Source organism: Actinotalea sp. Marseille-Q4924 (genome assembly GCF_916618755.1).
Taxonomy (GTDB): domain Bacteria; phylum Actinomycetota; class Actinomycetes; order Actinomycetales; family Cellulomonadaceae; genus Actinotalea.
This window is the reverse complement of the sequence record NZ_CAKAKB010000004.1, coordinates 245,331-265,707: the sequence shown is the minus strand read 5'-3', so window position 1 is coordinate 265,707 and position 20,377 is coordinate 245,331. Positions and strand designations below refer to the sequence as shown.

At 70.1% G+C, this 20,377-nt stretch carries 14 protein-coding genes, 1 tRNA gene and 1 riboswitch; of the genes, 7 read left to right on the top strand and 8 right to left on the bottom strand.

Annotated features, from left to right (window positions below; translation table 11 throughout):
* The first annotated feature begins 105 nt into the window (after window positions 1-105).
* Window positions 106-981, top strand: coding sequence for a bifunctional 2-polyprenyl-6-hydroxyphenol methylase/3-demethylubiquinol 3-O-methyltransferase UbiG (locus LG379_RS13995; protein ID WP_225755204.1), 876 nt, complete (start codon window positions 106-108; stop codon window positions 979-981).
* Window positions 982-1,116: 135 nt separating this feature from the next.
* Here LG379_RS13995 and LG379_RS13990 read toward each other — a convergent pair whose 3' ends face one another.
* On the bottom strand, window positions 1,117-1,713 hold the full coding sequence (locus LG379_RS13990) for a hypothetical protein (RefSeq protein WP_225755203.1): 597 nt from the start codon (window positions 1,711-1,713) through the stop codon (window positions 1,117-1,119).
* Window positions 1,714-1,801: 88 nt separating this feature from the next.
* Window positions 1,802-2,236: a DUF6653 family protein gene (locus LG379_RS13985; protein ID WP_225755202.1), complete on the bottom strand. Its 435-nt coding sequence runs from the start codon at window positions 2,234-2,236 to the stop codon at window positions 1,802-1,804.
* A 413-nt stretch (window positions 2,237-2,649) separates the two neighbouring features.
* On the opposite strand from LG379_RS13985, the gene mobF reads away from it, so the two are divergent.
* The 5 genes from mobF (at window position 2,650) to LG379_RS13960 (ending at window position 9,765) form a co-directional block, all read left to right on the top strand.
* A complete protein-coding gene (mobF, locus tag LG379_RS13980; protein WP_225755201.1) occupies window positions 2,650-5,556 on the top strand; it encodes a MobF family relaxase in 2,907 nt (968 codons plus the stop codon).
* A 36-nt stretch (window positions 5,557-5,592) separates the two neighbouring features.
* Window positions 5,593-5,808: a helix-turn-helix domain-containing protein gene (locus tag LG379_RS13975; RefSeq protein ID WP_225755200.1), complete on the top strand. Its 216-nt coding sequence runs from the start codon at window positions 5,593-5,595 to the stop codon at window positions 5,806-5,808.
* A complete protein-coding gene (locus LG379_RS13970; protein ID WP_225755199.1) occupies window positions 5,808-6,950 on the top strand; it encodes a site-specific integrase in 1,143 nt (380 codons plus the stop codon). The genes LG379_RS13975 and LG379_RS13970 overlap by 1 nt, the downstream gene beginning before the upstream one ends.
* Before the next feature lie 120 nt (window positions 6,951-7,070).
* Window positions 7,071-8,729 (top strand): class I SAM-dependent DNA methyltransferase, encoded by a 1,659-nt coding sequence (locus LG379_RS13965; RefSeq protein WP_225755198.1) that lies wholly within the window; start codon window positions 7,071-7,073, stop codon window positions 8,727-8,729.
* Window positions 8,719-9,765, top strand: a complete 1,047-nt coding sequence (locus tag LG379_RS13960) for a hypothetical protein (RefSeq protein ID WP_225755197.1) — start codon at window positions 8,719-8,721, stop codon at window positions 9,763-9,765. The genes LG379_RS13965 and LG379_RS13960 overlap by 11 nt, the downstream gene beginning before the upstream one ends.
* Before the next feature lie 139 nt (window positions 9,766-9,904).
* On the opposite strand, the gene LG379_RS13955 is transcribed toward LG379_RS13960, so the two are convergent.
* The 5 genes from LG379_RS13955 to LG379_RS13935 all read right to left on the bottom strand — a co-directional run bounded on the left by LG379_RS13955 (window position 9,905) and on the right by LG379_RS13935 (window position 14,933).
* Window positions 9,905-11,584, bottom strand: a complete 1,680-nt coding sequence (locus tag LG379_RS13955) for an AIPR family protein (protein WP_225755196.1) — start codon at window positions 11,582-11,584, stop codon at window positions 9,905-9,907.
* 391 nt (window positions 11,585-11,975) lie between these two features.
* Window positions 11,976-12,048: transfer RNA gene (locus LG379_RS13950), tRNA-Arg, on the bottom strand.
* 125 nt (window positions 12,049-12,173) lie between these two features.
* The gene (locus tag LG379_RS13945; RefSeq protein WP_225755195.1) at window positions 12,174-12,995 is read right to left on the bottom strand and encodes a hypothetical protein; all 822 of its coding nucleotides are present in this window, start codon (window positions 12,993-12,995) and stop codon (window positions 12,174-12,176) included.
* A gap of 127 nt (window positions 12,996-13,122) precedes the next feature.
* Window positions 13,123-13,617, bottom strand: coding sequence for a nucleoside deaminase (locus tag LG379_RS13940; RefSeq protein ID WP_225755194.1), 495 nt, complete (start codon window positions 13,615-13,617; stop codon window positions 13,123-13,125).
* Between the two features lie 113 nt (window positions 13,618-13,730).
* A complete protein-coding gene (locus LG379_RS13935) occupies window positions 13,731-14,933 on the bottom strand; it encodes an amidohydrolase (RefSeq protein ID WP_225755193.1) in 1,203 nt (400 codons plus the stop codon).
* A gap of 230 nt (window positions 14,934-15,163) precedes the next feature.
* Between LG379_RS13935 and LG379_RS13930 the strand changes: the two genes are divergently transcribed.
* Window positions 15,164-15,814, top strand: a complete 651-nt coding sequence (locus LG379_RS13930; protein ID WP_225755192.1) for a hypothetical protein — start codon at window positions 15,164-15,166, stop codon at window positions 15,812-15,814.
* Here LG379_RS13930 and LG379_RS13925 read toward each other — a convergent pair.
* On the bottom strand, window positions 15,748-20,001 hold the full coding sequence (locus LG379_RS13925; RefSeq protein ID WP_225755191.1) for an S-layer family protein: 4,254 nt from the start codon (window positions 19,999-20,001) through the stop codon (window positions 15,748-15,750). The genes LG379_RS13930 and LG379_RS13925 overlap by 67 nt on opposite strands.
* A 76-nt stretch (window positions 20,002-20,077) precedes the next feature.
* Window positions 20,078-20,160, bottom strand: a riboswitch (cyclic di-GMP riboswitch).
* Window positions 20,161-20,377 lie beyond the last annotated feature (217 nt).

The window sequence follows — 20,377 nt, the reverse complement described above, 5'->3', positions numbered from 1 at the left end:
GGCCGATGCTTGAGTGGGTGGACTCGTCGTGACGCCAGAACTCATCTGGGAAGCGGGTTGGAGCAGCACGCTCGGTGTTGCAGGGGCGCTGCTACCGTCCGGCTGGTGTCCGCCGACGAGTACCTCGACCTCAACCGCACCAACTGGGACAGCCGCGCGACGGTTCACGCGCAGGGCTACGGGATCGACCGCCTCCTGGCGGACCCGACCGCGCTGTCGGAGGTGGTCACGTTCGACCGGCCCCGGCTCGGGGACATCGCGGGCCTGGACGTCGTCCACCTGCCGTGCCACATCGGCACCGACACGCTGAGCCTCTCCCGCCTCGGCGCGCGGATGACGGGCGTCGACCTGTCCGGCACCTCGCTGGACGAGGCGCGGAGCCTGGCGCAGCGCGCGGGTGCGGACATCGAGTACGTCCAGTCCGACGTTTACGCCGCCCCCGAGGCGCTCGGTGGCCGCCAGTTCGACGTCGTCTACACCGGCATCGGCGCCATCTGCTGGCTGCCGAGCATCCACCGCTGGGCCCAGACCGTCGCCGCCCTGCTCCGCGCCGGCGGGCGCCTGTTCATCCGCGACGGCCACCCTGTCCTGAGCTCTGCCCTGGCGATGACGGTCGGTGCCGAGCACCCCGACCGCGAGCAGCAGCCGTGGATCACCGGGCCCGGCGCGACGACCCTCGCGCTCGAGCTCCCGTACTACGAGCAGGCCGAGCCGCTCGTCTGGAACGACGAGTACACCTACGCGGGCGAGGAGAAGGTGGCGCAGCCCCGCTCGATGGAGTGGAACCACGGGATCGGCGAGATCGTCACCGCGGTGCTCGACGCGGGCCTGGAGCTCACGTCGCTGACCGAGCACGACAGCGTCCCGTGGGACGCGCTCCCCGGCTTCATGGTCCTCGACGAGGACACCGACGAGTACCGCCTGCGCGACCGGCCCGAACGCCTCCCGGCGACCTTCACGCTGACCGCTCGGCGTCGCTGAGAGGCGCCGGCCGGCCCCGCGACCGGCGCTGCCAGCCGCGACGATGACGATGCCCGCAGGACGGGCACCTGCTGTCGTCGCCGCGCGTCATCAGCAGCGTCAGTGACGTTGGTCGCCGAGGATGGCGGGGCGGCGTCAAGGCAGGGTGTCCCCAGACAGCAGCCGGTCGAAGAAGGCACTCTTCTGGAGCTCGTACTCGTCGAACGACGTCGTCCAGGCTCGGCTCTTGAGCGAGTTCAGCTCGCTGACGAGGGCCGGACCTCCGGCGGCGAGGAGCTGCCAGGTCCGGGTGAACCGGACGTCGTGCTCTGACCCTGCCGGGGTCGCGGCAAGCCCTGCGGGGACGGCCGCCGGGATCCCGAACGTCGCCAGCGTGTCGCACCAGATCTCCGGACTCACCACCGGGAACACGTCCTGCAACCCGGCGACGGCGTGGTGCCACAGCGCCGGCGGGACACGCAGGTGCAGGTCCACGTCGCCACGCGTCAGCACTCCCGGGACGCAGAGCGCTCCCGTCAAGCTGAGCTCCCCGGGGACATGCGCGTCGGCAAGTGATCGGGCGACCTCCCGGTGCAGTGACCGCGCGATTCGACCGAGGTCCTGCGACCACTGCAGCCCAGGTCGGCGGCTCTCCTCCTCCACGCGCCACCTTCCGCCGATTAGGACCGCCGCTGAGGCGGTCGCGACCTGCTCCTCGCTCCCCGAGAGGAAGACCATAGGGCGGCAGCTCATCGTCGGCCTGAGGATCGTTTCCGCCGTGCCGTGCTGGCGACGCGGTGGGGTCCGCTCCTACCCCAGCGCGTGCGCGGACGGTCGTACGTCAGATCGGCGGCCGGCGTCTCTCCCGATCGAAACGATCGGCCCACAGTTTCCACTCCCACAATGTGAGCGCCATGAAGATCCCGGTGCCGGCAACGGCGCCCATCTTGCTGCGCTGGTAGCCAGCCATCATCGCGCCGATGAGCGATCCACTGGCCATGGCCGACAGTGCCAGGAGCTTCGGCTCCGAGGTGGGGTCCCGGGTCCAGGACTCCTCACCCAGGATTGCCCGTGTCGCGAACGAGGAGGGGTTGCGGGCCGGCGGAGTGATCACGGGGTTGAACGCGAACCACGCAGCGATGGGTAGGTAGAGCCACCAGCGCCGAGTCCACAGTGGCACGAGCAGCAGTGGAGCGCTCAACAGCCTGGACCAGGCGCTGAACGGGTGAGCGTGCCGCTGGAACAGGCGGGCGTAGAAGTCGTCCCGGGAGGCCACCACCCCAGCCTGCCGCCTCTCTCGGCGCTTCGGCCACCGCCGCCTCGACTGAGCCACGTCGCCGGAGAACGTAGCTGTGCGTCTTCGCGGACTTCCCACACCTGGTCTTGAGAGGGCCGGTCGTCGAGCCCTGAGAGCTGGCGTCTCTACGTGACCGTCGGACAGCCGTCCCTTGCTACCGGCGCAGCGACCCGAGGGCTGCGAACCGCAGCACTGGGCCCGTGGCTGCTGGCCGCTGCCGTGGCCGCGGTGGCGCTCAACCTCTGACACCGCCACGGACGCCCCGACCGCGCCACGCACACCTCCGCGGCAGGCGCTCGCACGGTCCGCGAAATCTTCTCCTCTCCTCCCGCACACCTGTCACTGAGACCGCCATCGCACGCATGGCGACCTGGGGCAGGAGGTGCCGCGTGATGTCGATGCACAAGCTGACGGCCGGGGACGGGTACGCCTACCTGACCCGTCACGTCGCCGCGGGCGACGCCGGCCTGGAGCCGGGCGCGTCGCTGACCGCGTACTACGAGCAGACCGGCAACCCCGCCGGGCGGTGGCTCGGGGACGGCCTCGCCGGCCTGGGCGACGCGACCCGCCGGCTGCACCCGGGCGACGTCGTCAGCGAGGAGGCGATGACGGCGCTCTTCCGCGACGGCCACGACCCGCTGACCGATGACTCGCTGGGCCGGGCCTATAGCCGTGGCGATGACGGGAAGCGGCGCGCCGTCGTCGGCTACGACCTGACCTTCACCGCTCCGAAGTCCGCCTCGGTGCTGTGGGCGCTGGCCGATGACGCGACCCGCACCGTCGTCTATGACGCGCACCGGGCGGCATTGGCGTCATCGCTGCAGTTCCTCGGCCAGCGCGTCATCCGCACGCGCATCGGCGACGGCGGGCGGCAGCAGGTCCGCACCCGCGGCATGGTCGCGGCGGCGTTCGACCACTGGGACACCCGGGCCGGGGACCCGAACCTGCACACCCACGTCGTCATCGCCAACAAGGTCCAAGGGCCCGACGGCGCCTGGCGCAGCGTCGACGGGCGCACCGTCCACGCCGCCGTCGTCACCGTGTCCGAGCTCTACGACACCCTGCTCGCCGACGAGCTCTCCCGGCGCCTGCCGGTGCAGTGGTCGCGGCGTGACCGCGGCCCGCGCCGCAACCCCGCGTTCGAGCTGCGCGGCCTCGACGACGACGTCCTGGCGCACTTCTCCGCGCGGGCGGAACGGATCCACTGCGTCGAGCAGGAGTGGCTCGCCCGGTTCGAGGCCGACTACGGCCGGGCGCCGACCCGCGTGGAGACCACCCGCGCCCGCCAGCACCTCACCCGGGCCACCCGGCCGCCCAAGACCGTCCGGCCGCTGGCCGACCTCCTCACCGACTGGGCCAACCGCGCCCGCGCGCTGACCGGCCTCGAGCCGCGGGACCTGGCCGCCCGCGCGCTGTCCGGCACGTACGGGCGGACGCTGCACGCGCACGACGTCGGCCCGGAGGTGCGCGCCGCGATGGTCGCGCAGGTGCTCGACGACGTCTCCACCCGGCGGTCGGTGTGGTCGACGTGGAACCTCGGCGCCGCCGCCGTCCGCGCGTCGAAGCTGCTGCGGATGGCCTCCCCCGCCGAGCGGTTGGCGCTGCTCAACGCGATCACCACCGACGCTGCCGCGGCGTGCGTCCACCTCGATGCCAATCGCGACCCGGCCACCCGGCGGGTCGGGGAGTCCCTGTTCACGACCACCGAGCTGCTCGGCGCGGAGAAGGTCCTCCTCGACGCGGCCGAGACCGCGGGCTCCCCGCACCGACGTCGCGAGCAGCTCGGTCACCCGGCGCTGCGCACCGAGAGCCGCCTCGGCGGCCTCGCCCCGGACCAGCGCGCGGCCGCCGAGGCCGTCATCACCTCTGGCCGGCTGCTCGACGTGCTCGTCGGCCCGGCGGGGTCCGGCAAGACCACGACCCTGGCGGCGCTGTCCGCGATCTGGCGCGACGGCCTCGGGCCGGTCGTCGGGCTGGCGCCGTCGGCCACCGCGGCGCAGGCCCTCGCGCGGTCGCTCGGGATCCCGTGCGAGACGACCGCGAAGTGGCTGCACGAGTCCACCGGCGACGGCGGCACGGCCCGCGCCCTGCGGTGGGCGGACGCCGTCCGGCGGGAGGGCGTCGGGCCGTTCCACGAGCGGCAGGCGGCGCGGCAGGAGCAGTGGCAGGTGCGGATCGAGCAGGACCGGTGGCGGTTCGCCCCGGGCCAGCTCGTCATCGTCGACGAGGCCTCCCTCGCCGACACCCGGACCCTCGCCGCGCTGGTCGAGCAGGCGCGCGCGGCCACCGCCAAGGTGCTGCTCGTCGGGGACCACCTGCAGCGCGGGTCGGTCGACGCCGGCGGCGCGTTCGGGATGCTGGCCCGCCGCGGGCCGACCGCCGAGCTGACGAGCCTGTGGCGGTTCGCGCACCCGTGGGAGGCCCGCGCCAGTCTCGAGCTGCGCCGCGCCCTCCCGGCGGCCCTGGACGCCTACGCGGCGCACGGTGCCCTCTCCTCCGGCGGTCACGACGCGATGCTGGACGCCGCGATCGTGGCCGTCACGACCGCCGAGGAGCGCGGCCGGGTCGCGGTGCTGCAGGCGGTCGACAACCGGACCGTCCGCGAGCTCAACGCCCGCCTCCGCGCCGACCGCGTCGCCGCCGGACGGGTCTCCCCCACCGGGGCGCCGCTGCACGACGGTCTGCGGGCGGGCGTCGGCGACCGGGTCGTCACCCGCCGCAACCACCGGCGCCTGGCCACCGCGGACGGGTTCGTCCGCAACGGCGCGCTGTGGGATGTCACCGCCGTCCTGCCCGACGGCGTGCTCCGGGTCCGCCCCGCGGCCGCCGAGCCGGGCCTGAGGGCGGGTGCGCAGAGCGTCCGGCTGCCCGCGGACTACGTCGCCGACCACGTCGAGCTCGGCTACGCCACCACCATCGCCCGCACCCAGGGCATGACGGTCGACGAGACGCACACCATCGCCGCGCCCGGCATGGGCCGGGAGGACCTCTACGTGGCGATGAGCCGCGGCCGGCACGCGAACCGCGCGTACGTCGTCCTCGACGACGGCGACCCGGAGTGCCTGCCGGGCCGGGCGCCGTCGTCGGGCCGGGAGGTGCTCGAGCGGATCCTCGCCACGAGCCACGCCGAGCCCAGCGCCACCGAGACCTGGGAGACGTACCACCCGGGGCGGGCCGCGCCGCTCGTGCCGCCCGCGCGTCAACAGCAGCCGTGGGGCGTCGTGCCTCCACAGCCCGCGTCGCAGCACTGGACACCGGCGCCGTCGTCGTCCGCCCATGGATGGGTAGCGGGCCTCTGACCTCAGCACCACCAACCCAACCGAAGGAGAAGGATCATGACCACGATGTCGCAGCCCGCCTCGAACGGCTTCCCCGCCCCGGCGCGGCGGTTCTACCGCGTCAAGGACGCCGCCGAGGTCCTCGGCGTGCCGCCCCGGACGCTCTACCACCTGGTCGAGCGCGAGCAGATCCCGTGCCGGCGCCTCGGGACGGTGATCCTCCTCCCCGCGGCGTGGGTCGACAGCGAGCCGACGATGCCGCGGCGCCGCTGATGTCCGTCACCAAACGGGTGCTCCCGTCGGGCACGGTGACCTGGCGCGCGAAGGTCTTCTTCGAGGGTCGGGTCATCGTCCAGCGGTCGTTCTCGCGCCGGGTCGACGCCAAGCGGTGGGAGGCGGACCAGCTCGCGCGGCTGGACGCCGGCTCCTGGATCGACCCGGCGCGTGGGCGGATGACGTTCGCGGCGCTGGCCGAGGAGTGGCAGGCCTCGCGTGGTCACCTGGCGGTGCGCAGCCAGGAGACCACGCGGTTCCTGCTGGACAAGTACGTCATCCCGGAGATCGGGGGGTTCCCGATCTCCGGGATCTCGGCCGCCGACGTCGAGCGGGTGATGTCGGCGCTGACGGCGCGCGGGCTGGCGACGGCGACGCGGCGGCGGGCGCTGTCGATGATCCGGCTGGTGTTCGACTACGCGATCCGGGACCGGCGGCTGTCGGTGAACGTCGCGCGGATGGTGTCGCTGCCGCGCGGTGGGACCAAGCGCGAGCCGCGGTGGCTGCGACCGGAGCAGCTCGGTCGGCTCGTCATGGCGATGCCGGAGCTGTGTCGGCCGGTCGTGTTGTTCCTCGGGCTGACCGGGTGCCGGTTCTCCGAGATGGCGGCGCTGCGGGTCGACGACGTCGTGCAGACCCCGCACGGGCTCGACGTGCGGGTGCACCGGGCGGCGACGCAGTCCAAGCGGACCAGCGGGGCGGTGTTCGGGCCGACAAAGACGCACCAGACCCGGACGGTGCCGGTGCCGGCGGCGCTGGACGCGTACGTGCGGACGCGGGTCGCCGGTTCCGCCCCCGGCTCGTACCTGTTCCCGAGCCCGACCGGCGGGGTCTGGACGAACACCAACTTCCGGGCGCGGTCGCGGTGGATGGACGCGACGAAGGCGGCGGGCGTGGAGGGGACGACGATCCACGACCTGCGGCACACCGCCGCGTCACTCCTCATCGCGGCCGGGGCGGATGTGAAGGCGGTGCAGGTGATCCTCGGGCACTCCACCGCGACGATGACGATGGACCTGTACGGGCACCTGTTCTCCGAGGCGACGTGGCAGGCGATGGAGCGGCTGCCGGCGATCCCGCTGCTGGCGGCGACCCCAGGTATGGAGTCGGTGCCGGGCGGCCCACTCGGCATCGGGATGTAGGCCTGACCCATGGCCCGACGGGCCGCAACGCTGCTGCCCGCGCGAAGCACACACCGGGTGGAGCGGCATGTCGCACAACGCCGCTGCTTGCTGTCAGTCGATGATGAGAGGGTGACGTCTGTGAGCAGCTCGGAGGTCGTGGACACTCCCGCGATGAGGAAGGCAAGGGGTGCCTTCTTCACCCCCGACGTGATCACGAGATTCATCAGCAGTTGGGCGATCGGTGGTCCCAACGAGAGGGTCTTGGAACCGGCGGCGGGCGACGCCGCCTTCCTCGTGGCCGCAGTCGACCGTCTTCGTCAACTTGCACCGGACGCATCCCATACGCCCGTGGTCGACGGCGTCGAGCTCCATCCCTCCTCCGCCCGCATAGCCCGGCAGCGAGTCCGAGACGCCGGCGGCATCCCTCAGGTTGACGAAGGTGATTTCTTTCTGGTGCCCCCGCGCCCGATCTACGACGCAGTCATCGGAAATCCCCCATACATCCGATACCAGGACTTCACCGGGCACTCCCGCGCACGTTCGCGCGAAGCGGCCCTACGGGCTGGAGTATCGCTAACCGGTCTTGCGTCCAGTTGGGCTGCGTTCACGGCGCACTCCGCCCTGTTCTTAAAGGACGGAGGGCGGCTGGGCTTGGTCCTTCCAGCAGAGCTCCTCTCGGTCAATTACGCGGCCCCGGTCCGACGGTTCCTCTTCGACCGATTCCGTGTGGTCGAACTCGTACTGTTCGACGAGCAGGTCTTTCCTGAAGCCGAGGCCGACGTGGTCCTGCTCCTGGCGTCGGGGTACCAGCAGGGCCCGACAGATCACGCGATCATCCGCCAGGCGCGCAACGCGGAGGACCTCCTACAACTCGGGACCGGGTCGACGTGGACCCCCACCGACCCGGAGGGGAAGTGGACCGCCAGCCTCGTAGAACCGGCTGCCGTTGAACCGCTCAACGCCCTGCGTGGGGACGGTGCGTTCACCACGCTGGAGGAGTGGGGAGACACGACACTCGGCATCGTCACAGGGAACAACAAGTACTTCACCCTCTCGCCGGCTCGCGTGCGCGAACTCGGCCTGCCCCGGCGTGAGCTCCTCCGATTGTCCCCTCCTGGGAGTTCACACCTGCGGGGCCTCGCTCTCTCCCGGGGCATGCTCGGGCGATTGGGAGCACAAGGGAAAGCGACCTACCTCTTCTCGCCGGCACCGACACCATCCGCACAGGCCGAGGCATACATCGACGTCGGCGTGAGGGCCGGGGTCCACGAGGCCTACAAATGTCGCGTCCGCAAGGAGTGGTATCGGGTTCCCCTCCTCCCACCCGCCGACCTATTGCTCACCTGCATGAACGCTGACACTCCGCGGCTCACCACGAACGACGCGAACGCGTACCACCTGAACTCCGTCCACGGCGTCTACCTGTCTGACGACCTGCGGGCACTTGGTCGAGAACTACTGCCGCTCGCGAGCCTGAACTCGGTAACGCTCCTGAACGCCGAGATGGTCGGGCGTTCTTACGGGGGCGGCGTTCTCAAGATTGAACCTCGTGAAGCTGACGCGTGGGCGATGCCATCGCCCGTCCTCGTCGCCTCCCGCGCGGAACGCCTCCGCTCCGTTCGCGTTCGTGTAGCTCGAAACCTCCGGGCGGGTCATCTCGATGCTGCGGTGGCAATTGTGGATGAGACATTGCTGATCGAGCCCGGCGCCGTATCGAGCCAGCAACTCGAGGCGGTCCGCCGCGCGCGGTCCGCAATGGCGCATCGACGAAAGGCCAGGGGGAGCAGTGGCCACTGACCCGAGCGCGAAGACAAATGCATGGGCGCTGTTTGACCGGATCGTCGCCGAAGCGGCACCGGATGGCGTACACACCAGCCCGTGGATCGCCGGGGCGGATGGGGCCCCGTCCTATGTGCCCGACTACGCCACCCTTACCCGCCTGCTCGGGGTCCCTCTTTATCTGGGCGCGACCTCGCGCACGGGTGTGCCGGCGCTCGCCCTTGACGTGTGGCTCTCTTACGAGCTTCGGCGGGCAGGCTTCGACCCGGACGCGGCGTGGCCACGCCCCACTCAACCTCGCATTCTCCCGATGCCGATCTCGAAGTTGCTCAAGTCGTTACCCCGGAAAGACCGCGACACCCTAGCCCAGCGCCTGGCCCACCGCTCCGCAATCCCTGGCGTCACCTCTGCGAGCGCCAGCATCCTTGGCAAGAACTATCTGAAGCAGGTCGACGTCATCATGACGGACTGGCACTCGGGCCCCGAGTTGCTCATCTCCACAAAACGCATGGATTCCTCCTACGGCAAGAACGCACCGAACCGCATCGAGGAGTCCTACGGCGATGCCAAGAACCTTCGCCTACGACACCCCCTGGCGGCGCTCGGCTTCGTATTCGGCCTGCGCTCAGACATCCTGGAGAAGGAACCGGACACGGCCGCGTGGTTGATCGACTTGCTGGGCAAGCTCGGGCGTGAAGACGACGCTTACCACGCCACATGCCTGGTCATGATTGAGTACCCAGACACCCTCGCGATCGCGGAGGGCGGTGACGATGCCCTGGACCCGGCCGACGACGCCGCTGTGGCCGCTGGTTTGGCGCCTGCCCCGAGCGAAGAGGCGGACGGCGATCCAGTGTCCGATTCAGCCGTTGAGGCGAGCCTTGCCGCCGAGGTCGCGATCACTCAGCTACCCTCCGTCACCCTTAGGCATGACCAGGTCCCCCAGCACCTCGCTCCATCGAGGTTCTTAGCTCTGATGGTCACCCGCATACTCGATGCGACACCCGTCAACTTCCACACCCAGGCACGGCGCCGACTGAAGGAAGCGCAGTAGGCACAAGGCCTGGCGGCCGTGGGCTCACTACCAGGCATCCCGCCCGAATCGCGATGCGACCCGCGCATCTGCGTCGACGCCGAGGACACCCATCGACTCGGTGTCGCGGAGCAAGGACCGCCCACTTGGCGGAATGCGTCTAGTCGTCGAGCGTGGCAGCAAGACTGAAGTTATCCCGAGCCTTGTCGCGAAGATCAAGTAGCACATCCTGGCGCTTAAATTCCACATTGAACTCATCGGGAGCCGACGCGCGTTCCTTCTGGTCACTTCGCTGCTTAAGCGTGGCCGCGGCGATACGGACTGGCAACTTAAGTCGATCTTCCAACTCTCCCACATCGGAGACGTGCGCGCCTGGCGACTCGAGGAGCGCTCTCAGGCGCTCATCCGACCGAAGGACCTCACCGACCAAGTACACCATGACCATCCGGCTCAACTGCCAACTCTTGCGATAGACCGCCGGCACACGGTCCTTGCCCGCTTCGACCGCCCTCTTTATCTGATCGGCTAGCACCACGTGAGCCGCGGTAATCCTCTCGTTAAAGATCATCGCGTGGTTCTCCGACTCGAAGAGAGCAAGGCGCTTCACCGCCAGCCACGGCATCGCATTGAACACGGCACAAAGCAACTGCGCCGCGTCATCGTTCTTGATTACATATCCTGACGATTGACTCAGGGTCGCGTCGGGCCGAGTCTCGTAGGTAATGTCGGGGAAGCTCTCCCCGAACTCCGTGACTAGGCGTTGCTGCGGCCCCCCCAGTGCGACCAGGTTACGCGCGTTAACGGCTGTCTGCGTATTGCTGCGCCAGGAGATCTCCTTTTGCAACTGCGGACGACGGGCGACCTCCACAAACTTCACGAAAACTCGGAGCTCTTCCGTCAGCTCGCCATCCGCCGCAGCGCGATCGAAGGCTATGGTCGATTGTGCCCCGTTCACAACGGACGGCTTCCTAGCGACCAGCGAACCCCTCTTCAGGTCAAGCGATTCGCACACAACCGTCATCCCGTTATGGTACGCCAAGAAGTCCTTGTGCTCGTGCGGTCGGCGGATTGCGCGATCGAGTTGGTCACGCACGCGATTTCGACGGACTTCCCGCCGAACATTCAGTTCGAACAGCGCGCGTGTCTCGATTCCGTCCCACTTGACGATATCTGTAGCTCGCACTGCAGCGATGACAACCCTGTTTGGCGACTCTCCGATGACTACTCTTTCACTAGATTTGCACGGAGCTACGATGTCGGAAGTCGTAATGGTGGGCGTTGCCACTGCCTGCGCAAGCGGGCCTAGGCGGCCGAGGTCGTAGACCGTAAGGTAGCCGCTCCATCGATCCCCGTTCGTTGACCCCACAAGCCGCTTCGCCTGAGCGTTGAGTACTCCTGTAGTGACAAGCGCAATCCGGATCCGCAGTTTGCCGTCGCGGATCGCACCCGCGCGAAGTTTTCGGATTAGGTCGAACTCGGCCACGAGGCGCCGAAGCCTTGGCTCAATTCGGCCCGCAAGCAGCGATTCCAGGTTCTCCACTGTGGAAAAGTGGGATGCGGCGGAAATCAGTCCATGTAGTGAATTTGGGCCCGCATTCGTTGGGCCCTCGGTGTACTTGCTCTGATATACGACGAGCGTCTCAGGCCCATCGCCCGCCGCAGCTTCCAGGAAGAGGCCGTCGACGCCGTAGTCGTCGTCGCCATCGCAGATGTACTCATAGGCGTCGAGGTCGTCTACACCGACGACGTTCCGAAGAAACCACAACAGGAGCACTGAGCGCTCCTTGGCCAAACCTCCCGCCTCATCTAGAGTCGCGAGCTCCGCAACGAGGTCGTACATCTCCTGCTTGGTGGGGCGGGCAGCGCGTGAAGCCGCGGCGCCTTTGCTCGACGAGGTCACGGACTGACACTATCCAAGACTTGGCTGGGCTTGCCCGGCGCACTCCGGACCAGCGTGCTCGCCTGAGCAGGGGCGCACCCCTACGCCCGTCACCCCCGAAGGTCGACCACGATCTCAGCCGACCGCTCCACCATGAGCCCAGACCGGGGACCACGCCTGTGCTACCCCAAGCGACGCTCGCTGAGTCCGCGGCCATCCGCGATGCCCTTGACAGCCGTCCACTTTCTGAGACAAGTCGCTGACCACGCGCTGACCACGGCCCCGAAACGGCCCCAGGCGGCCCCTGCGCCTAGGTCATCTGAACCGCCTCTGACCTGCACAAACACCCTTGTGCGCCTGGGCAGATTCGAACTGCCGACACCCGCTTTAGGAGAGCGGTGCTCTATCCCCTGAGCTACAGGCGCGTGGGGCCGGCGGACCCCGCGCTCATCTCTCGTCGTCCGCGGCAAGCGGCGCGAGAGACGCGATGAGCCTACCTGCTCACCGCCATCGAGCAGGCGCCGAGGCAGCGACACCAGCGGCCAAAGACTCACGCCAGCCGCTCGGCCACCTGCTCCTCGTCGATCAACGAGAGCACCACCCGGCGGTCCGTCTCACCGAGCCGACGGAACACCCGGGTCACGACGAACAGCGAACGCGTGGCGCGACCGCGGGCCACGCCGAGACCCATCGCCCCGGAGACCAGGAGGATCCACACGATCCACGGCCAGGGCTGGAAGCCCACGAAGCCCGAGAGCCACCCCATCAGGACGAACGTGATCACCTGCGACACCACCACCGAAGCGATCGCGACGACGAACCCGTGCCGCAGCACACGGTGGGCGACGTACACGCCGATGGGCACGGCGGCGACCATCGTGACGAGCAGGCTCAGCGCGGTCGTCACGCCGTCGGCCGTCGTCGAGCCGAGGAGCATCTCGGACTCGGCCGCCGTGAGCACCCCGGACTCCTCGCCAGCCACGGACAGCCCGATGGATCCGGCGGCGGCCACGACGTACGTGGCCCACTCGGTGAGCGCGAGCAGGCCCGCGGCGACGATGAGCCCGTACACGGGCGGGCGGCCGAAGGTGCCGGACAGCAGCTCCTGCACGTGCTGGACCTTCGTCTTGCGCCGGTCCCGCCGTCGCACCGCCACCATCGGCACCAGTGCGCCGGACGCCGTCGAGGCGGGGGCCGTCACCTCGCTCGGGACCTCGAGCAGCTTGAGGACGACGGCGGTCGCCACGATGACCGCGATCGACATCATGGAGACGACCAGCGAGTCGGACCGTGGCGCCTCCGCGGCGCCTGCGGTCGTGGCCGCCGGTGCAGCCGTCGCTGAGCCGCTCCCGGGAACAGAGGTCGTGCTCATCACCCACCCCCACTGGATGACGGACCGGTCCTTGCCAGCGTCAGCCTGACCGCACCCGCCGACAAGGGACCTCCTGCCCGGGCGTCACCCGGTCGGACCACGGCCTCCGACGCCACGGCGCGCCGACTCAGTACGTGGCCCGGTCCGCGAGCGCGAGCCACGCGTTCATCGGTGCCTCGCACCCGTCGACGCGGCGCTCCGTGACCGGCATGGGCCAGGTGCTGCGGTCGCGGGCGAGGAGGTCGTAGAACGCGCGGTCGTCGAAGCCGGCACGTGCGGCGTCGTCGCGATCGGCCGCGTACATGACGCGGGCCGCGCGCGACCACAGGCACGCGGTCAGGCACAGCGGGCACGGCTCGCACGAGCTGTAGACCGTGGCCCCGGCGAGGGAGAAGTCGTCGATCGCCCGGCAGGCGGCACGGATCGCCTGGATCTCCGCGTGCGCGGTGGGGTCCTTGTCCCGCGTGACCCGGTTCTGGCCCCGGCCGAGGACGACCCCGTCCCGCACGACCAGAGCACCGAACGGCCCCCCGCCCGCGACGACGTTCTCGGTCGCCAGCCGGACCGCCTCCCTGAGCCAGCGCTCGTCGTCGGCGTCGCGGTTCGCCGTGGTGAAGGTCATGTCGCCCACCCGCCTCCACCACCGATCATTCCGGGATGTGTCACCGGACGAGCGGGAACCGTCACGGGGATCCAGGCCCACGCGCACCGAGCGGGCCAGGGCGCCGTCGGCCGTCAGACCAGCGCGCCGTCCTCGGCGACCACGCGCCCGGCCCGCAGCACCGTCCGCCCCGCCGGGCGGTCCATGACGGCTGACGTCACGGTCTCCCCCGGCACCAGGACGAGGTCCCCCGGGCACCCGCTGCCGAGGCCACGTCCCCCGGCGTGCCGCCACGCGGCGTCCGGGTCGATGACGACGGCGCCGCCCACGGTCGCCACCTCGACGCACCGCTCAATGAGGGCGTCCTGGCGCAGACCTCGCGTGAAGGCGAGCTGGTAGGCGCGGTCGAGCATGTCCGTGGTCCCGTACGGCGACCAGTAGTCCCGCTGCCCGTCCTGGCCGAGCCCCACCCGGACGCCGTGCTCGAGCAGGACGTCCACCGGCAGCGCCGCGCGCCCACCGGGCGCGATGGTCGTCACGGCGACGTCCCACTCCGCCAGCCGCGCGGCGGTGGCCAGCACCACGTCGGCCGGCAGGTCCGCGAGCACGAAGGCGTGCGCGATCGTGGCGCGTCCCCGCAGCCCGTGCGCCTCGACCCGCTCCAGCACGAGGTCCAGGGAGAACCGGCCCAGCTCCCCCGGCTCGTGCAGGTGGATGTCGATCGGCGCGTCGTGCCGCTCCGCGAGGTCGAACACCACGTCGAGGTGGCGCACCGGGTCGCGGTCGAGCCCGCACGGGTCCAGCCCCCCGACGACGTCGGCGCCCGCCCGCAGCGCCGCGTCGAGCAGGTCCGGCACGCCGGGCTCGAGCAGGATGCCCGCCTGCGGGAACGCCACGACCTGCAGCTCCGCACGGTCGCGGTGGTGCTCCCGCGCGGCCAGCACGCCCTCGAGCCGTTCCAAGCGGCAGTCGGCGTCGACCTGCGCGTAGCTGCGCGCCCGCGTCATGCCGTGCGCGATGGCGCGGCCGAGCGTCGTCGTCGCGCGCTCGGTGACGGACGCCTCCGCCGTGCGCCAGTGCCGACGGTCGTTCTCGATGAGGTCCCACAGACCCCGCCCCTCGCTGGAGTGGGGGCGGAACGGCAGGCCGATGCGGCTCGAGTCCAGGTGCACGTGCGCGTCCGTGAACCCCGGAAGCGCGAGGCGACCCGCCCCGTCGACGACGACGTCCGCGGCGGCCCCACCGTCCGAGGGCTCCGCGATGACGCCGTCGACCACCAGCAGGTCGGTGAGGTCACCACCCCACGGGCGGACGTCGCGCACGAGCGTGGTGGTCATCGCGTCTCCTCTTGCTGGGATGGGGTCGCAAGGCGTCGGACGACGACGGCGCTCGCCTCCGAGCATCGCACCGCCGGACGCCCGTGCCTGCACCGCCGGGACCAAGTGCCCTCGCACGCCGGACACCCCCTGCCACGCTCGGAGGGACCGACCAAGACGGCGGGCGCGGGCGAACCCCACCCGCTGTCCTGGCTCGCCCTCCGAAGCCACCGCCATCCCGTGGAGACGCCATGGCCCGACGGCTCGTCGCCCTCTCAGCCCTCGCCGCGCTCGGCTACGTCGTCGTCGGGCGCCCGTGGCAGCTCACCTGGGGCGCCACCCCTACGGAGGTCGCGCGAGCGATGCCCGGCGACGACCTGGTCCCCCGCCCCACCTTCGACGCGACCCGCGCCATCACGATCGCCGCACCGCCCGCCGCCGTCTTCCCCTGGCTCGTCCAGGTCGGGGTGAACCGCGGCGGCTGGTACAGCTACGACCTGCTGGACAACCTCGGCCGGCCGAGCGCCCGCACGATCGTCCCCGAGCTGCAGGCGATCGCTCCCGGCGACCTCCTCCCGATGAGCCCCGACGGCAGACACGGCATTACGGTGCACTCCCTCGACGCACCGCGCTGGATGGTCTGGGGCACGCCCGGTGACACCTCGTGGTCGTGGCAGCTCGACGACGCCGACGACGGCGCCACCCGCCTCGTCACCCGGGTCCGGGAACGGCAGCCTCGCGGGGACGGTGTTCCTCGACGTCGACGGGACGCGGCAGGGCACGCCACGAGGCCCCGCCCGGCAGATGCCGGACGGGGCCTCGGACGTCTCGTCGGTTACTTGGTGACGTGGAAGTCCGCTGTGATGCGGGAGCCGTCCGCGAGCGTGACGCCCACGGTGTAGCAGCCCAGCGCAGTCGGGGACTTCCAGTTGAAGACCCACTGCCCACCGGCCAGGTCGTACCGCAGGCCGGCCGTCGAGGTGCTGACCGCAGGGCTGCCGCTGGTCGAGCCGCACGGCGTGGCCACGGTGACCGTACCGGTGACCGCGCCGGCTCCGGTCTGCTCGACGCTCCCGGCGAACACGTTGAACTTCAGCGGCACCGTGCTCCCACCCTTGATCTGGTTGACCTTGGTGCTGCTGACCGGGCTCTTGAACCCGACGTAGGTCCAGCTGGTGATGGTGAGCGAGCTGCCGGTGTAGGTGATGGCGTAGTTCGTGCCTGCCGTCACCGAGCCCTGCAGGATGGCGTAGGTGCCGACGGCCTCACCTCCAGCACGGGTCAGGCTGCCGGTCATCGCGTCTCCCGGGAGCAGGCCACCGTCCGTGATGCTGTAGGTCAGCACCGGGTCCGTCACACCGAAGGTCTTCGTCTTCGGGTCGGCGGTGACGGTGATGGGCTTGGGGGTGATGGTCAGGTCAGCCCCGGCGTACGTGAGGGCGTAGTTCCCGCCGGCGGTGAGGGTGCCCTGGCCGATGGCGTAGGTGCCGACGGTGTTGCCCTCTTCCCGGGTGAGCGAACCGGTGAAGCCATCACCGGCGACCAGGGAACCGGTCGTGACGGTGTAGCTCAGCTCCGGGTCGTCCTCCCCGTACACCTTGCTCTGCGCACCGGCGGTGACCGAGATCGCCCGCTGGTTGATCGTCAGGGTGGAACCGACGAAGCTCAGCGCGTAGTTCCCACTCAGGCTCAGGCTGCCCTGGGTGATGCCGTACCCACCCGCATCCTCACCGGCCGCGCGGGCCATGGACCCGGTGAAGCTGTCACCGGAGGCGAGGGAGCCCTCGGTGATGGTGTAGGTCAGCGCGGGGTCCGCGTCGCCGTAGGTCTTGGACTTCGCGAGCGCCGTCACCGTCACCGAGCGGGCGGCCACCTCCAGCGTGCCGTTCTCGAAGGTCACCGTGTAGTTGCTGCCCGCGGTCAGGGTGCCCTGGGTGATGGCGTACGAGCCGATGTCCTCGCCCGCGTCCCGCGTCAGGCTTCCGGACAGGACGTCACCGGCGACCAGGGTGCCGTCGGACACCGACGCCGTCAGCTCCGGGTCCCCGTCGCCGTACGTCTTGCCCTTGTCATCCGCAGTCACCGTGATGGCACGCGGGGTGACCGTCAACGTGCCCGGCACCACGGTCAGGTCGTAGTTCCCGCCCGCAGAGAGAGTGCCCCCGGTGATGGCGTAGGCGCCGACGTTGCTCCCGGCATCCCGGGTCAGCGAACCGGTGAACCCGTCGCCGTCCCGGACCAGCTCACCGGAGGTCACCGTGTAGGCCAGACCAGGGTCGTCGTCACCGTAGGTCTTCGTCGCGTCGGCGGCGGTGACCTGGATGGCCCGCGGGGTGATGGTCAGGTCGGTGTCGACGAAGGTGAGGTCGTAGTTCGGACCGGCCGAGAGGGAACCCAGCTGGATGTCGTACACGCCGACGTCCTCACCGTCCGTCCGGAGAAGAGCCCCAGCCAAGGCGTCGGCGTAGGCCAGCGAGCCAACGGTGATGGCGTAGGTCAGCGCCGGGTCGGCGTCGCCGTAGGTCTTCGACTTCGCGTCGGCGGTCACGGTGAGCGACCGCTGCGTGATCACCAGCTGGTTCGGCACGTAGGTGACGACGTAGTTGTCACTCGCGGCCACCGTCCCGCGGCCGATGTCGTACCCGCCGACGTTCTCGCCGGCCGACCGGGCGAGCGCGCCGGTCAGCTGGTCGCCGTCCACGAGGTTGGTCACCTCGTAGGTGAGCGCTGGGTCGGCGTCGCCGTACGTCTTGGTCTTGGCGTCCGCCGTGACGGTGATGGCACGGGCACTGATGCCCAGAGAGCCGTCGACGAACGTCAAGGTGTAGTTCGGGCCCGCCGTGAGAGAGCCCTGGCTGATCGCGTAGCTGCCGATGTTCTCCCCGGCCGCGCGGACCAGGCTGCCGGACAAGGTGTCGGTCCCCACGAGCGAGCCGGAGGTGACCGAGGTGGTCAGATCAGGGTCGGCGTCGCCGTAGGTCTTGGACTTGTTCTCGGCGGTGACGGTGATGGGCTTGGGGGTGATGGACAGGTCGGCCCCGGTGTAGGTGAGGTCGTAGTTGCCGCCGGCCGTGAGGGTGCCCTGGCCGATGGCGTAGGTGCCGACAGTGTTGCCGTCGGCCCGGGTGAGCGAGCCGGTGAAGCCGTCACCGTCGACGAGATCGCCGGCCGTGACGGTGTAGATCAGCTCCGGGTCGTCGTCGCCGTACACCTTGCTCTGCGCGTCAGCGGTGACCGTGATCGCCCGCTGGTCGATCGTCAGCTCGGCACCGACGAAGTTGAGCGCGTAGTTCCCGCCCAGGCTCAGCGTGTCCTTGGTGATCGCGTACTCGCCCGCGTTCTCACCGGCCGCGCGGGCCAGCGAGCCGGTGAAGCTGTCACCGGGGGCCAGCGAGCCCGCGGTGATGGCGTAGGTCAGCGTCGGGTCCGCGTCGCCGTAGGTCTTGGACTTCGCGTCCGCCGTCACCGTCACCGAGCGAGCGGCCACCTCCAGCGTGCCGTTCTCGAAGGTCACCGCGTAGTTGCTGCCCGCGGTCAGCGTGCCCCGGGTGATCGCGTACGAGCCGATGTCCTCACCCGCGTCCCGCGTCAGGGCGCCGGACAGGACGTCACCGGCGACCAGGGTGCCCTCGGACACCGACGCCGTCAGCACCGGGTCGCCGTCGCCGTACGTCTTGCCCTTGTCATCCGCAGTCACCGTGATGGCACGCGGGGTGACCGTCAGCGTCCCCGGCACCACGGTCAGGTCGTAGTTCCCGCCCGCAGAGAGAGTGCCCCCGGTGATGGCATAGGTCCCGACATTGCTGCTGGCAACCCGGGTCAGCGAACCGGTGAACCCATCGCCGGAGGCGAGGGAGCCCGAGGTCACCCGATGAGTGAGCGCCGGGTCGTCGTCACCGTAGGTCTTGGTCGTGTTGTCAGCCGTCACGGTGAGCGCCCGCTTGGCGATCGTCAGGGTGCTGCCGGAGAAGTTGAGCGCGTAGTTGCCGTTGACGGCGAGAGTTCCCTGGCTGATGGCATAGGTACCGGCACCGTCACCCGCAGCGCGGACGAGCGCACCGCTGATGCTGTCGCCTTCGGCGAGCGTGCCGCTCGTGATCGAGTACGTGAGCGCCGGCTGCGGTTCGCCGTAGGTCATGGACTTCGCGTCCGCCGCGATGGAGATCGCGCGCTGCGCGATCTGCAGGGTGCCCGGCACGAAGGTCATGGCGTAGTTGGAACCGGCGGCCAGCGAGCCGCGCGTGATGGCGTAGGAGCCCACGTCCTCGCCGGCGGCGCGGCTCAGGCTGCCCGACAGGGCGTCCGTGCCCACCATCGTGCCTGCGTTGAGGGAGGTCGTGAGCTCCGGGTCGGCGTCGCCGTAGGTCTTGCCGGCGGAGTTCGCGGCGACCGTGATGGGGCGGGGAGCCGCGGCGACGGTGCGCGTGACCTCAGCGGCGGGGTTGTACGAGGTGTTGCCGGCCTGCGAGGCGGTGAGGCTGCATGCCGTCGTGCCGCTCGTCATGGTGACGGCGTAGGCGCCTGCGGTGCCCGCCGCTGCTGCGGAGCAGCCACCGGACGTCACTACCGAGACCGGCAGATCGGAGCTCGCCGTCGGCTGGACCGTGAAGGTGTCGCCGTAGGTCGCGGGCGTCGCCGGCTGCGTGAAGGAGATGGTCTGGTTCTGCTTGACCGGGGTGGCCGTGGCAACGGTGACCACGAAGCGCACCGGGTCGACGTTGAAGTCGCCTCCGGTGGTGTTGCTCGTGACGGATGCGGTGATGGTGCTCGTGCCGGCCTTCCCCGGGCTCACCGTGATGGGGACCGTGGCGTTGCAGGACGCGAAGGTCACGCTCGACGGCTGGACGGTGGCGACGTCCGCGTTGCTGGAGTGGAGCGCGACGACGACGCTGGTCTGCCCGGTGAAGTTGCACCCGGGCTTGCCGTCTTCGCCTCGCTGGATGACGCCCAGGCTGGTGCTGCCGCTCGACCCGCCGGCCACCAGGGTCATCGACTCCGCAGCCGCGTCGATCGTCCCGTCCAAGGTGTTGAAGATGTCGTCCGCGAGCGCGGGTCCACTTCCCATGATCGCGAACAGGATCATGGCCATCAACGCTGACAGCGTGCGAACTGGGGCGTGGTTGCGCATGGTGAGCACTCCTGGGGCAGGAACCGAGATCGGGTACAGCACCGCGTCGGTTTCGCTACTCACTCCCCGGGGTCGAAGCGACCAGATGGAGGACCCCGGATCAACGTGTCACGGCTTGCTGACGGGACGTTACGGAGCCAGGTGCGTCGTGAACTACGCCGATCGGGTGTGCACGGCGTTGAGATGTGAACTCAACGCCTCGACCCGGACCTGCCGCTGCGGTCGGCAGCGGGGCCCTACGATCGGCCGGTGCCTCCCCGCTCACCGCTCCCGGCACGCCATGGTCTCGCCGCCGCCTGGCTGCGCACGCCTGACCGCGACCCCCTGAACCCGTCTC